General features: G+C 54.6%; 11 protein-coding genes. 6 read left to right on the top strand and 5 right to left on the bottom strand.

The features are described from left to right. Positions 1–50 precede the first annotated feature (50 nt). On the bottom strand, positions 51–1,355 hold the full coding sequence (locus tag VAE55_RS11215; protein WP_322815869.1) for a sugar ABC transporter substrate-binding protein: 1,305 nt from the start codon (positions 1,353–1,355) through the stop codon (positions 51–53). A gap of 499 nt (positions 1,356–1,854) precedes the next feature. Between VAE55_RS11215 and VAE55_RS11210 the strand changes: the two genes are divergently transcribed. Together VAE55_RS11210 and VAE55_RS11205 are read left to right on the top strand one after the other, a co-directional pair. Next, positions 1,855–2,319, top strand: coding sequence for a MarR family transcriptional regulator (locus VAE55_RS11210; RefSeq protein ID WP_322815868.1), 465 nt, complete (start codon positions 1,855–1,857; stop codon positions 2,317–2,319). Positions 2,320–2,321: 2 nt separating this feature from the next. Continuing rightward, positions 2,322–3,551: an MFS transporter gene (locus tag VAE55_RS11205; protein WP_322815867.1), complete on the top strand. Its 1,230-nt coding sequence runs from the start codon at positions 2,322–2,324 to the stop codon at positions 3,549–3,551. Positions 3,552–3,562: 11 nt separating this feature from the next. Here VAE55_RS11205 and VAE55_RS11200 read toward each other — a convergent pair whose 3' ends face one another. The 3 genes from VAE55_RS11200 to VAE55_RS11190 all read right to left on the bottom strand — a co-directional run bounded on the left by VAE55_RS11200 (position 3,563) and on the right by VAE55_RS11190 (position 7,322). Continuing rightward, complete coding sequence (locus VAE55_RS11200; protein ID WP_322815866.1) at positions 3,563–4,351, bottom strand: Rcas_1661 family thioredoxin-like (seleno)lipoprotein; 789 nt, start codon at positions 4,349–4,351, stop codon at positions 3,563–3,565. A 15-nt stretch (positions 4,352–4,366) separates the two neighbouring features. Continuing rightward, entirely contained in the window at positions 4,367–5,929 is a 1,563-nt protein-coding gene (locus VAE55_RS11195; RefSeq protein ID WP_322815865.1) for a hypothetical protein, read from the bottom strand. A 121-nt stretch (positions 5,930–6,050) separates the two neighbouring features. Continuing rightward, positions 6,051–7,322, bottom strand: a complete 1,272-nt coding sequence (locus tag VAE55_RS11190) for an alkaline phosphatase family protein (protein WP_322815864.1) — start codon at positions 7,320–7,322, stop codon at positions 6,051–6,053. 204 nt (positions 7,323–7,526) lie between these two features. Between VAE55_RS11190 and VAE55_RS11185 the strand changes: the two genes are divergently transcribed. From VAE55_RS11185 to VAE55_RS11175, 3 genes are read left to right on the top strand one after another with little or no spacing between them, the layout of a single operon-like run. Next, positions 7,527–8,237 carry a phosphatidate cytidylyltransferase gene (locus VAE55_RS11185; RefSeq protein ID WP_322815863.1) on the top strand — a complete coding sequence of 237 codons (711 nt, stop codon included), beginning with the start codon at positions 7,527–7,529 and terminating at the stop codon, positions 8,235–8,237. Positions 8,238–8,288: 51 nt separating this feature from the next. Then, complete coding sequence (locus VAE55_RS11180; protein WP_322815862.1) at positions 8,289–8,675, top strand: STAS domain-containing protein; 387 nt, start codon at positions 8,289–8,291, stop codon at positions 8,673–8,675. Continuing rightward, complete coding sequence (locus VAE55_RS11175) at positions 8,662–9,063, top strand: anti-sigma regulatory factor (RefSeq protein ID WP_322815861.1); 402 nt, start codon at positions 8,662–8,664, stop codon at positions 9,061–9,063. Before VAE55_RS11180 ends, VAE55_RS11175 begins: the two co-directional genes overlap by 14 nt. Positions 9,064–9,951: 888 nt before the next feature. Here VAE55_RS11175 and VAE55_RS11170 read toward each other — a convergent pair. Then, positions 9,952–11,139: an iron-containing alcohol dehydrogenase gene (locus VAE55_RS11170; protein ID WP_322815860.1), complete on the bottom strand. Its 1,188-nt coding sequence runs from the start codon at positions 11,137–11,139 to the stop codon at positions 9,952–9,954. 329 nt (positions 11,140–11,468) lie between these two features. On the opposite strand from VAE55_RS11170, the gene VAE55_RS11165 reads away from it, so the two are divergent. Continuing rightward, complete coding sequence (locus VAE55_RS11165; RefSeq protein ID WP_322815859.1) at positions 11,469–12,722, top strand: acyl-CoA dehydrogenase family protein; 1,254 nt, start codon at positions 11,469–11,471, stop codon at positions 12,720–12,722. Positions 12,723–12,918 lie beyond the last annotated feature (196 nt).

Below are 12,918 nucleotides of genomic sequence, written 5' to 3'. Positions count from 1 at the left end.
CCAACAAGAGCGAACGGTACACGCCCACCGTTCGCTCCGTGTGTCATGATCTACTTAAATGTGCTGGCCGTCTGTTCACAGGCCTGCTGACCAAACTGCTCTGGGGTAATCTGGCCAGCAATCATCTGATCCCAGAGGCTCTGGACAGTGCCACTGAAATCAGCCCAGTTGCCATCCCAGACCGGTGCTTCGAGCGCGGCATAGGAAATGCCATCGAGGAAGGCCTTGTTATTGGCCGGTGGTGTCGAGGCGAGGAAGGCATCAACTGCCGCCTGATCGCTGCGGGGCGGGATATTGGTGCCCAAAGCAGCCACCTTCGCCGTTGCCTCGGCGCTGGTAAGCACCTTCAGCACTTCCCAGGCGGCCTGTGGATTGGCCGTCTTCGCGTGCACCAGGTACGGTCCCCAGAAGAGCCAGGTACTCTTCACCTTACCCTCCGGCATGACCGCCACATCCCAGTTGAACTGTGCATTCGTTCGCACACCAGGGGTAAACCAGCGACCGTTGAAGTACATCGCGACCTTACCGGCATTGAAGAGCGCTTCACCGTCGGCATCACCGGCCGGCAACAGCTTCTCGTCGTAGAGCAGACGCACCATCTTCGCGCCCTCAATCGACTCTGGTGTATTCAAAGCACAGCCACGGCGATCAGGCGTGAAGGGGCTACCACCGGCAGCGTAGACGAAGTACCCCCATGCCGGTCCCCACCAGTTCCCAAAACCGAGGCCGTACTGCTGATTGGCCGGATCGGTAAGTTTCCGTGCGGCATCCAGCATGGTCTCCCAGTTCCAGTTCCCTTCGGCAGCCAGCTCCTTTGGCGTCTTGAGACCGGCAGCCTTGAAGAGGTCCTCGTTGTAGTAAACAACCATGGTCGAGATGTCACGCGGCAGGCCATAAATCTTACCGTCGCGTGTCAATTGCTCGATCACGTTCGGGTAGAAATTGCTCAACTGGAAGCTGCTGTCGGCATCGATCAGCGGCTTCAGATCGAGAATCTGGCCGGTATTCACGAAATCTGCCAGTTCAACGCCACCAATCCAAAAGATATCAGGTGCGTTCCCAGCAGCCAGCTCAGTCTTTAGCTTCTCGAAGTAGCCCTGGTTAGGCGCTGGATCGTAAACCGCAGTAATGCCCTTGTCTTTCAGTTTCTCGTTCACCAGCGCATTCAACTCCTCGTAGACGCGCTGCTCGGCAGCATCACCGGGACGTGTACGCCAGCGAATCGTCACCGACTGCTGTTCACCACTTCCTGTTCCGCCACCGGTAGTCGGCTGCTGGCCGCCGCCACACGCAGCCAGCACTGTGGCCAACAAGGCCACCAGCGCAATCCACGACAGGGTGTGTTTTCGTAGCATCGTTGCTGTTCCTTTCTCAAGATCACCCCCAACCATCTACCACAACCGTCTCCGTCACTCGACTGCCGCAACAGACGTGGCGTGCCATCAAAACGTGCATCAGTACAGATGACGTTGAGCAGTGTGTGGTAGGCGATATTATATGGTTGTTGTGTGAAGCATGCAAGTTCTTAATATATCTGTACGGTACCATGCTGCCACAGACCACGGCAAAACGCGGTACAATGTGTCATATCAGACTACCTCATAGCACAACGCTGGATAAGGAGAGAGGGATGCAACCTGAATGGAGCGGTGATCCAGAAGTAAAACCGGTATTCCTGGCAGTGACGCTGACCGGCATGGTCGCGTTCCTGTTAATGGTCTGGCTCTTTGCTTTCTACTGGTGATGGTGAAGCCAACGGTGCGCCTGAAACCCGGTTCGTGGGGCAGGCGCAATTTTATTCTTGCCAAATCTACGTTTTTTGATACAATGGTTGACAAGTCCAGGATGTAAACTATGCCTGAAATCAGCACCTGCGATTCACCACAAATTGAAGCCTACCGCCTCTTCCTGAAACTGCACCGTCGGTTCCAGGAGCTTAACCGTGAAGAGTTTCGGCCCTACGATCTTTCGACCCCGCAGTACGCGATCCTCTTTTACGCGACCGAAGAAGGAGTTCCACTTAGTTACATTTGTAACGAGATGCTGGCCGATAACTCGAACCTGACCCGGCTGGTTGATCGCCTGGAACGGCGGGGGCTGGTACGCCGGGCAACCGATCCGCGAGATCGCCGGGTAACCCTGGTGCAACTGACTCCGGCCGGTAAGGCGCTGATTGACGAATTGCGACCGCGCCATCGCCGGTTGGTTGAACAGCGCCTGAGTTATCTTTCGGCAGAAGAGCTGGCTGCCTTTCAGCAAGCAATGCAACATTTGTATGAAGCGCTACTAACGCATCAAGATCACGAAGACACTGAATAACCATGCGATCCACCCAGACCTTGTCCAGCCGCCCGGCAATGTTTCGGGCACTCCGTCATCGCAATTATCGCCTCTTCTTCTTCGGACAACTGATTTCGTTGACCGGGACGTGGATGCAAAGTGTGGCACAGGGCTGGTTGGTCTTACGATTAACCGACTCGCCTTTTCTCCTCGGTCTGGTTGCGGCGGCCAATTCGCTACCGGTATTGTTTCTGACCCTTTTCGCCGGAACGGTCGCCGATCGTTTTCCCAAACGACGCATTTTGCTAGTCACACAATCGGTTGCCATGATACTCGCGGCAACTCTGGCCGGGCTTACGCTGACCGGCACGGTTCATATCAGTCATGTGCTGATTCTTGCCTTCCTGCTCGGTTGTGTCAATGCCTTTGATGCACCAACCCGTCAGGCGTTTACCGTCGAGATGGTAGGACGTGAAGATTTGTTGAATGCGATTGCCCTCAATTCTTCCATCTTCAACGGTGCTCGCACTATGGGGCCAGCGGTAGCCGGTATTGTCGTGGCCTGGATCGGTGAAGGACCGGCATTTCTCTTCAACGCCCTAAGTTTTGGTGCAGTATTAGCCAGTCTCTCGCTGATGCAGTTGGATGCTCGTCAGGCCAACGGTATGCAGCGTAGCAATATGTTGCGCACCGGTTTGCACTACATTGCCACTGAACCTGCAGTACGGGCATTGCTTTTACGGGCTGGTGCAGTTAGTTTCTTCTGTTTCGTGCATATCCCGCTTTTGCCAGTTTTTGCCCGTGATATTCTTCAGATCGGTGCCGCCGGACTGGGATGGTTGTCGGCAGCAAGCGGTTTTGGCTCTTTGGTGGCAGCACTGACGCTCGCTCAATTACGCGATGATGCGCCACGCGGTAAGCTCCTGACCACGGCCTCATTGCTGTACGCACCGCTCTTGATCGGCTTTACGCAGGCACGCACGGTGCCACTTGCTCTCTTGTTTATTGGATTGTGTGGTTGGGCCGGTGTGACCACGATGGCGCTGACCAATACGCTTATTCAATTGATCGTGCCTGATGACCTGCGTGGGAGGGTGATGAGTGTGTTTACCCTCTCATTGATGGGGCTGAGTCCGCTTGGCGGTATGCTGGCCGGCAGTATTGCTGAGCTGATTGGGAGTGTTCCGCTGGTAGTTGCCGGTAGCGCACTGATCGGCTGGCTCCTGGTGTTAAGCGTTGAATGGCAGGCGCCGTACTTACGCCGGATGTAGCGCCTGCCAGGTCATGGTTGTCGTTCGATCAAACTGGCGAATCGTTCCAGTGTCTGCAAACCTACCAGGCGAACATCTCCGATCTCGAAAACCGGCTGCACTCGAATCCCACGCTGACGCTGTTCGGCATCAAGCGTCTCAGCCAGTCGTTGCGCTACACCGTCATTCATGCAGGCATCAAATGGCTCAATAGCAAACCCTAAGTCAGCAGCATACGACCGCATAAGCGCCGGTAGGTCACTATCACGGGTCAGCGCTACTTCGCCCTGTCGCTCGAAGAGCAATTCATGCATTGGCCAAAAAGCATCTTGCTCGCCAGCACAGAAGGCAGCCGCAGTCGTGATCAGGGAAGCCGCGCCATGGTTCAATACCGGACGGAAGACATACAGGACACGCCCGGTCACAACGTACCGTTCGATCAATGCCGGTTCAACCGTCAACACGTGACGGCGGCATACCGAACAAAGAAAATCTGAATAGTCGGTGAGGGTAAGCGGCGCTGCCGGATCACCCAATGTATACGCACCATTGGCATCGCGCCCGACCAGAGCACCGCGGTACGTTACCACCGGCACTTTGGTCGCCGGTACTGCGGTGACGGTTGGCAGTGCTGCGGTCGGCAGTGCTGCGGTCGGCGCAGCAACCGTTGGTGCCGTCGTGGATGTGGGTAACGCCGACGGTGTTATGGTTGGAACCACGGCTGTTGGCGACGGCATGTCAGCTACCGGCACTGAAGCCGTACACGCCACAAGCATTATCACAACCACCAAGATCAGTGGACGAGCCATTCGTGCAATCAACAGAATCTTCCTTAATTAAGGTGCCGGTACACAACCAGGACGGCTTGTCAGCCAGGGAGCAAAGGAAATATTACTTCCGACTGCATCACCAATCCCTTGCGGGTTGGCATCTGGTTCATACGGACCAGACGCATTCCCCCACCAGTTATTACGCATATCCAATGCAACTTCACTGGCTGCCCCACGACCGATGCCAAAGGTGAGATAGGTTGGACGGATAACCGGTGTATGGCCTTCCAGGAGATTCTGTTCAATTCGCAGCGGCATCAGGAAACCACCATCAGGTGCCACTTGCAGAGTTTCACTCCGCAGGCCCAATCCCAAATCGCCGCCGATCAAGGCATTGCAGGTGATCGCTCCCTGCAAGATACCGTTGGTCGTAAGCTGGAGATTGATACTACCACCCCGGAAGAGATTACCTTCAATAGAGAGAATTAAGGTGTCGCGCACATTTTGATTCGCAATTCGCACCATTGGAGCGCCCGCACTAAGTAAATTACCGGCAATCCGATTACCGGTTAACGTGACACTATTCCCACGACTGTACGACGCATCAAGGGCGGCCCCAAAAGGAACGTCATTGCCGGCAATTTCGCTCTGGCTGAGTTCAAGCCGCGAGTCGACAACCAACACCCCACCACCATTGTCGGTAATACGGGCAGCGCGAACAACCAGCCCTCCCTCTTCACTGACCAGCACCGTCCCAGCCAGTCCGCCGCCGCGAATTTCGGTATGTTCCAGTGCAATAAAGCTCCCAGGACGGCCAAAGATACCGCTCCAGCGTGCGCCGGTTGCGCCCACAAAACGCACCGGACTGCTGACCTGGCCCAGGGCAATCATGCGTCCACCATCTACATAGATTGATACGCCTGGCGCCAAACGTACTTCCACACCCGGCTCAATGATCAACTCACTGCCAGGGGGAATCTGCACATCGCGATTGAGAACGATTGGCCCCTGCCCGCTGGCCCAGCGCGTACTACCCCGCAAGACCAGAGCTGGGATCGGTGTTGGTGCCGGCGTAGCCGTTGGCAGAGGAGTAGCGGTTGGCAGCGGCGGATTCTTCGGACTGTCATCAATAATCAGATCGGCGCTGGCTGGTGTTGGCGGTGGTGGTGCTGTAGGCGGCGGAGGCACAGTTGGTGGAGGATTTGTAGCGGTTGGCACCATTGTCGGCATTGACGGTGGGGTACCTTCGGGAACCGGGTATGCCGGTAGACCGCTCGCAGTAGCGGTCATTTCAGCCTGTAGCGTAGCGGCCAGAGCAGTCGTCTCAAGTACCACACTGGTCTGGGTTTGAGCCACATCAATCGTTGGGACAGTAACCGGATACGGGCCGGTTGTCGCTCCACCGGCAGCACCGGTAGGTGCCGGGTACGACGCAGTCAGGGTTGGCGGGCGAGTTATCGGTGAGGTGATCGTAGGGGTCGTGTCAACGACATTGGTGCCGGGTGAGAAGATGAACGTCAGTGCGACACCAAGGCCGAGCAAAGCCAACGCACCGATCAACAGCCACGTATCATGACTCAGTCGCGGCCCTGGTGTTGACGGAACAGGTGAGGGTTCGGTCTCAGACACAGACTGGCCTCCGCTACAATGCAAACATCTCTCGTGTATCTTATCACATCGTGGCAAGGGCTGCGTGCGGGTAGTAGCGACAACAGACAAAGACCCGGCATGAAAACCATCATCCTCACACCTATACCACAACCCAGGACAGTTCCGTCAGCATCTCTGTCGGGGTTAGACCACCGTGCATGCCACGATACGTAAACGGTTTGGCTTGCGGATGATCCCAGACAATCACTTCTCCAGGTGCAGGGAGAATTATCAATTCACCCAATCGAGAGTGCAGCCGTTCACCGGGTTGCGGCCCGAAATAGCCATCTTCCACCAGACGGGCACTCGCCACCACCGTTGCCCGCTCACCGAGTCGACGTTGCAATGCTAGCTGCACATCAGCGACGGCTGCGGGCTGCACGTGCAAGACCGTCACGCGCGGCGATCCCGATGGTGGGAGAGGTCGGCGATCACCACCCTGCCGTAGGAAGCGCTCCAGATCGGGCCATAGCCGGTTAAGCACAATTGCCTGTTGTGGATCAACCGTTATCTGACCGTGATCGGCAGTCAATAACAAGACGGTCGGTTGCGGTGCCATGTGAAGGAGCGGCCAGACATACTGTTCAAGATGATCAAGCGTGGTGACAATTTCATTCTCAACCTGAACCGACTCTGGCCCGTACCGATGCATCGCAGCATCGACAGAGTCGATGTACAGATGGTAAAAGGTGGGTGCCACCTGATGTTCAAACAAATACCGCAGGCGGACAGTTGCATCAGGAATATCCTGGAATGGCACGACCAACGCCCCACGACACAGGGTACGGGTATACACGGAATGAGCCAGCGCCGCCGGTATGAGCACAACACTATTCGCCCCTGCTGTTTGCAACTGCTGGTAGAAACGGCTATGAGGGTAGACGGCAAGCGGATCAACACCATACGCCACCAGACCATCGGCCTTACGATCAAAGACGGGGGAAAAGAGCAATGAGCCAATGACAGCCTGGAGATCGGGGTCAAAGACATGCCACTCGTAGATACCACTTTGATCGGCAGCCAGACCAGTGTGGAGTAAAGTTACATGGACGGGAGTGGAGGAGGGAAAAGCGGTTGTCAACTGGCAAATTCGCCCGTGGTGTAGAAAACGGCGCAGAAACGGTGCCCGTTCGAGATACCGGCTGAAGACATGCCACCCGAACGAATCGAGCATCACCATCACCACCGCCGCCGCATGATCGGGTAAACCATTAAGAGCAACATCAGGCAAGGGCGACTCAGCCTTGCCAGTTAACAGATAGCGAATGGTATCCGGTATCCGGGCAAACCCGAAGGTATCGTACAACGGTCGCACATGGTCAGCATTTAGGCAGGCTGCATTGATCGCAACCGTCGACTCGGCAACCAGCATAGAAGCCTCCTATGCAGTAGAATGTTCAACATATCACAGGTAATAACCCGATTACCCACAGTATCGCGCCATCGCGCCAATTGTCGCATATAAAGATTTGTCATTAAATATTCACCACGTACACTACCGCTAATCAATTGACGATTTGACAGGTTATAGATAGAATGAAAGCCAAGTATCGTCATAGATAGTACCGGCACCACTATGAGCACACGCGATCTCATTGGACTGATTGTCTCGTTCGGGTATGCATTCGGGCTGATCATTATTGCCGAAGTAATTCGCCGCTGGCGAGGGTATCCACAAGATTTCACCCGCAAATTTGTCCACATTGGTGCCGGTATGTGGGTATTTGGGGTACTAGCCCTGTTTGAAAACTGGACAATTGGCATTATTCCATTTGCAACCTTTATTGTCCTCAATTTTATCTTCTACCGTTTTCGCTTACTGGCAGCAATTGACGCTCCCGACAGCACACCAGGCACAGTCTATTTCGCCTTGTCCATAACGATCCTCTTTTTAATCTTCTGGCGTACCAATTCTCCCGATGATCGCGGTTATATTGCAGCAGCCGGTACCATGGCCATGACCTGGGGTGACGCGTTGGCAGCGATTGCCGGCAAGCGCTGGGGGCGCCACTACTATCAAATCGGTCAGGGGCGCCGCTCATTTGAAGGTTCGGCGGCGATGTTCATCGCCAGCACTGTCGCAATTCTGCTGACCCTGCTCCTCACACCGGGATCAGCGCTTAGTCCGCAGAGTTCCCCGCTAGATGTTGGAGCAGCACTGATCACCAGTATTGTAGCAGGACTGGTAGCGACAATCGCCGAAGGTGTTTCGCCTCATGGAACCGATAACATAAGTGTACCACTATTGACCGGTGCAGTTATTGCCGGAATGCTAGGAATTGTATGATAATATTAGTCCGGTGGAGCAACGCTCATTGAAGTTATAGAGGAGCGCAGCTTGGATAATCTTCGTATTCCAATTTTGAAAATAGGCAACATTTTAATCGCCTCAATTCAGGTGGCACTACACGATGCATCAGCAGTTCAATTTAAAGATGATCTGTTGCAGAAAATTTACGACACCCGTGCCCGTGGTGTTATTATTGATTTAACTGCACTTGATGTTGTTGATAGCTTTATCGGTCGCCTGATTGCCGACATTGCCGCAATGGCCGGCCTGATGGGGGCCCATGTAGTCCTTACCGGCTTGCAACCGGCCGTTGCTATCACCCTGGTTGAATTAGGACTTGAATTACCGCGTGTACTCACGGCTCTTAACCTCGAAAAGGGGTTGGCTATGATGCAGCGGATGACCGGTGAGGAGAGCGACGATGGCGCAGAGTAAGACTGCTGTCATTCGAAGCGACCTTGATATTGTCATCGCGCGCACCATGGCTCGCGATATGGCCAAGGCGCTCGGCTTCGGGCCGATTGATCAGGCTCGTATTGCAACAGCCGTGAGCGAGCTGGCCCGCAATATCTTTCTCTACGCCGGTACTGGCAACGTGACGGTGCGTGATGTAGAGAAAGGGTTCCGCAAGGGGATTGAAATTATTTGCGAAGATCAAGGTCCTGGGATTCCGAATATCGATCTGGTGATGCAAGATGGCTACAGCACCTCGCGCGGGATGGGGATGGGCTTACCTGGTGCCAAACGGCTGATGGACGAGTTTGATATTAAGTCAAAAGAAGGCGTCGGCACAACTATCGTCTGTCGCAAGTGGCGGAATTGATGGGTAGTGTGACTATGCACAAGAGATGTCAGAGTTTGGGGGCGTAGCAGATGTTGTCCCCTTCTTGTTAACTACTATCCGTACTCAAAATCACGCTCACGAACCATCAACTCGATTGTTCCCGACCCGGGATAAGGGCATATAATCTTCGTTGATACGGGCATCACTGCTGATGCCACTCATCATTGTTCATCGTTCATTCGCCCGGTGATGAAGTTGCACCACTTCAAGGGCTGAACGTCCCACCTGTACTCATCCATCATCTGTGTCATCGTTGGGTTACAAGAGCGAACGGAGACTGACGAGCAAGTTGGACACCTGATCCCCGCTCCACCCCATCGCTCACGCGCAGTCAGCTCACCACGAATGCTCAAACCAGATGGACGAGCTCTACCTACCCGTCGCCCAATGACTTACAGGAAAACCGTTGCGACATACGTCTGATCGTGAGCACGGTTGGTGCGGCTGCGTGGCTGCCGCACTTCAAACAATGCACCACGAATAACCCGAACTTGGAATAGTACCCCCTTAGAACCTATCGAAACATCGATTCTGAGGCACTTTTCAGCCTGTAATGCACCGCCTGAAGGCGGCGGTACGAAATACAGCGCAGGCTTTACCCTGTACCGCAGGCTTTAGCTTGTAATGCCCCACGTTTCGGATAGGCTCTTAGAACCTATCGAAACATCGCTTCTGAGGCACTTTTCGTAGGGCGAGATGGCATCTCGCCCTACGTTTCGGATAGGCTCTTAGGAGAGTGATACCACTGTGTGCACAGCAGGAACGTCGATCCACTCATCCGCGCTCAGGTACAGTGTCAGGGTGTTTGTCGGATAGCGTGCTATGACCTCGATCACGTCAGATTTGATATACCCTCAACCGAACCACTCATGCACTCATCCGATCACCTTCATCGTAGGCCCTGGCATACAGTTCAATAATTTCTTGTTTGGTGGGCTTGCGCGGATTATTCGCCGGACTACCGCTATCGATGGCGGCATCAGCCATTGCCGGCGCCAGTTCCATCAACCGCTCGCGCTCCACACCTAACTGGCGAAGCGAGGGTATCTTGATGTCACGCACCAGACGACGGATGGCAACAACCGCTCGATCAGCCGCCTCCATCAGCGATAGACCCTCGGTCGGCTCGCCCATTGCTCTGGCAATATCGGCATAGCGCTGTGGATCACCAACCAAACTAAATTCAGTCACTACGGCGAGGAGGGCGGCATTTGACACCCCATGGGCGATGTGAAAGTAGGCCCCGATTGGGCGCGACATACCGTGGACAAGTGCTACCGATGAGTTACTGAACGCAATGCCGGCCTGCGTTGCCCCCAACATCATCTTCTCGCGGGCTTCGATATTATTGCCGTTGGCCCAGGCCTGTCGAATGTTACCGGCGATCAACTCGATTGCTGACAAACATAATACATCGGTCATCGGTTGGCGCTTGACCGACACATACGCCTCAATCGCATGTACCAGCGCATCAACACCGGTAGCTGCGGTCACACTGGGTGGCGAGGAGATGGTCAACATCGGATCAACGATGGCGATGGTCGGCATTAAATAGGGGCTACCAATCAACATTTTTACATCAGTTTTTTGATCGGTAATGACGGTGTAGATTGTTGCTTCGCTACCGGTACCGGCTGTGGTAGGAATGGCGACCAGAGGCACACCGGGGACGCCAATCTTGCCAATCCCCTTGTATTGCTCGATGGAACCGGGATTGGTTACGAGCACAGCAACCGCTTTCGCGGTATCAATTGGACTACCACCACCAACTGCCAGCACGAAATCACAGCCATCTTCCCGGAATGTGGTCAACCCCTCTTGCACATATTCCACCACCGGTTCGGTGTTGACACCGGCATACACGACACTGTTTATGCCGTGATGAGCCAGATTCTGTTCGACCTGGCTGACGATGCCGAGTTTCTGCATGATCTGATCGGTGACGATAAGTGCCTTCTTCCAACCACGCTTCGCACACTGTGCTCCAACCTGATCGACAGCACCTGAACCAATGATCATCTGTGCCGGCATGATAAACTCACGTGGTGGCATCATACACGCCCTCCTTTCTAACAGGTGAACGATAGACCGCCGCCTATCCGACCAGTCCGTACAAAGTCTATCACGATGCAGAGATGAAAGCATGGCTTTCGTCTATCTCAGTAAGGCCTTTTCGGATAAGTGTATTGATACAGATGGTGATTTTCTTAAAGTGTAAACTATCCTTCGCGCTACGTCAAAAGGGGAGAGCGGTCGACTCCACCATCTAGAGAAAGATATATTCACCGTCGCCATCCACAGTGAGAGCACTCGCGGTATAATCAAAGCGTTCGTACATTGGCGAGCGAGAGGCGCAGCTCTGCCTGATACAAAGGAGTATCACAATGGATTTGACGGCAAATTATGACATGTTTCTCGGCCCCGAACACGAGATGTTGCGCCAGACGGTGCGCAACTTTGCCGAACGCGAAGTCGCACCGCATATTCGCGAATGGGATCGGAGTGGCGCAGCGGCTGAGGGGCCAGAAGATCGGCCTCATCTACGTCCGGTGCTGAAGCGGATGGGTGAACTGGGGCTGTTGGGTATCTGTATTCCACAACGCTACGGTGGCGCCGGGATGGATTACCTGGCGCTGGCGGTAGTCTGTGAAGAGCTTGAGCGAGTCGACAGTTTCTTGCGGGTGGTCATGAGTGTCCATACCGGTCTGAATTCGCTCTCGATCTTCCAATGGGGAACAGAAGAGCAAAAACAACGCTTCCTGGTACCACAGGCGCGGGGTGAAAAGCTGGCCGCCTTCTGTCTCACCGAACCCAACAGCGGTACCGACGCTGCCGCTATGCAGGCGACCGCCCGCCACGACGGCGAGGACTATATTCTCAACGGCGAGAAGATATGGATTAGTCTGGCCGATCTGGCCGATAACTTCCTGGTATTCGCGAAAACCGACCCCAGTGCCGGCCCGCGCGGGATCACAGCCTTTATCGTCGAGCGTTCGATGCCCGGTGTTAGCAGCTATCCCATTCACGGCAAACTGGGAGTACGCGCCGGTAATACCGGTGGTGTCGTCTTTAACGATGTTCGCGTGCCGCGCTCGCACCGGCTGGGGGAAGAGGGTGAAGGGTTCAAGATTGCAATGGCAGCGCTTGATAATGGCCGTTACACGGTAGCTGCCGGCGCTACCGGTTTAATCCAGGCTAGTCTTGAGGCCAGTATTCGTTACGCCCGAGAGCGGCAAACCTTTGGTGTACCCATTGCCGAGCACCAACTCGTCAAGCGGATGATTAGCCATATGGTTCGTAAACTCGACACCTCACGTCTGCTAGTCTATCGAGCGGGATGGATGAAGAACAAGGGCATCCGCAACACTCGTGAGACGACGCTAGCCAAGTGGCATGCAACGGTCAGTAGCTTTGAGGCTGCCGATGATGCCATTCAAATCCATGGTGCCTACGGCTATGCTGATGAATACCCGGTTGAGCGTTATCTGCGCAATGCACGCGGCGCAATCATCTACGAAGGTACCCGCGAACTACAAGAGCTGTTGCAGGCAGATTTCGTGATGGGGTATCGAAAGTATCCGCATTTGCGCTGTGAATTGCCGGCGTATGACCCCGATTTCTGGGAGAGCGACGGCTGAGCCAAAGGTCGCCAGCGCTTACGATCACGGCAACGGGTGGGCGACGGAATTACTGTTGCCCACCCGATCCCATACCGGTTTTGCAACAGGTTCTCTATGTTTCATTCCTCGCCATTTCTCATTGCTTTGTTGCAACGATCGGATCAATCGAGACGCACGTACCGATGGATAGTATAGACCAATCCGTTGCGGATCG

The organism is Chloroflexus sp. (assembly GCF_034432675.1).
Lineage (GTDB): Bacteria > Chloroflexota > Chloroflexia > Chloroflexales > Chloroflexaceae > Chloroflexus.
The sequence above is the reverse complement of the archived record's forward strand: the minus strand, read 5'-3'. Positions and strand labels throughout refer to the sequence as shown.

What these genes read in the sequence shown, in the direction of transcription:
- VAE55_RS11210 (WP_322815868.1), top strand. Translation starts at nt 1,855, where the DNA reads ATGCCTGAAATCAGCACCTGCGATTCACCACAAATTGAAGCCTACCGC.
- VAE55_RS11190 (WP_322815864.1), bottom strand. Translation starts at nt 7,322, where the DNA reads ATGCTGGTTGCCGAGTCGACGGTTGCGATCAATGCAGCCTGCCTAAAT.
- VAE55_RS11165 (WP_322815859.1), top strand. Translation starts at nt 11,469, where the DNA reads ATGGATTTGACGGCAAATTATGACATGTTTCTCGGCCCCGAACACGAG.
- VAE55_RS11170 (WP_322815860.1), bottom strand. Translation starts at nt 11,139, where the DNA reads ATGATGCCACCACGTGAGTTTATCATGCCGGCACAGATGATCATTGGT.
- VAE55_RS11185 (WP_322815863.1), top strand. Translation starts at nt 7,527, where the DNA reads ATGAGCACACGCGATCTCATTGGACTGATTGTCTCGTTCGGGTATGCA.
- VAE55_RS11175 (WP_322815861.1), top strand. Translation starts at nt 8,662, where the DNA reads ATGGCGCAGAGTAAGACTGCTGTCATTCGAAGCGACCTTGATATTGTC.
- VAE55_RS11215 (WP_322815869.1), bottom strand. Translation starts at nt 1,355, where the DNA reads ATGCTACGAAAACACACCCTGTCGTGGATTGCGCTGGTGGCCTTGTTG.
- VAE55_RS11205 (WP_322815867.1), top strand. Translation starts at nt 2,322, where the DNA reads ATGCGATCCACCCAGACCTTGTCCAGCCGCCCGGCAATGTTTCGGGCA.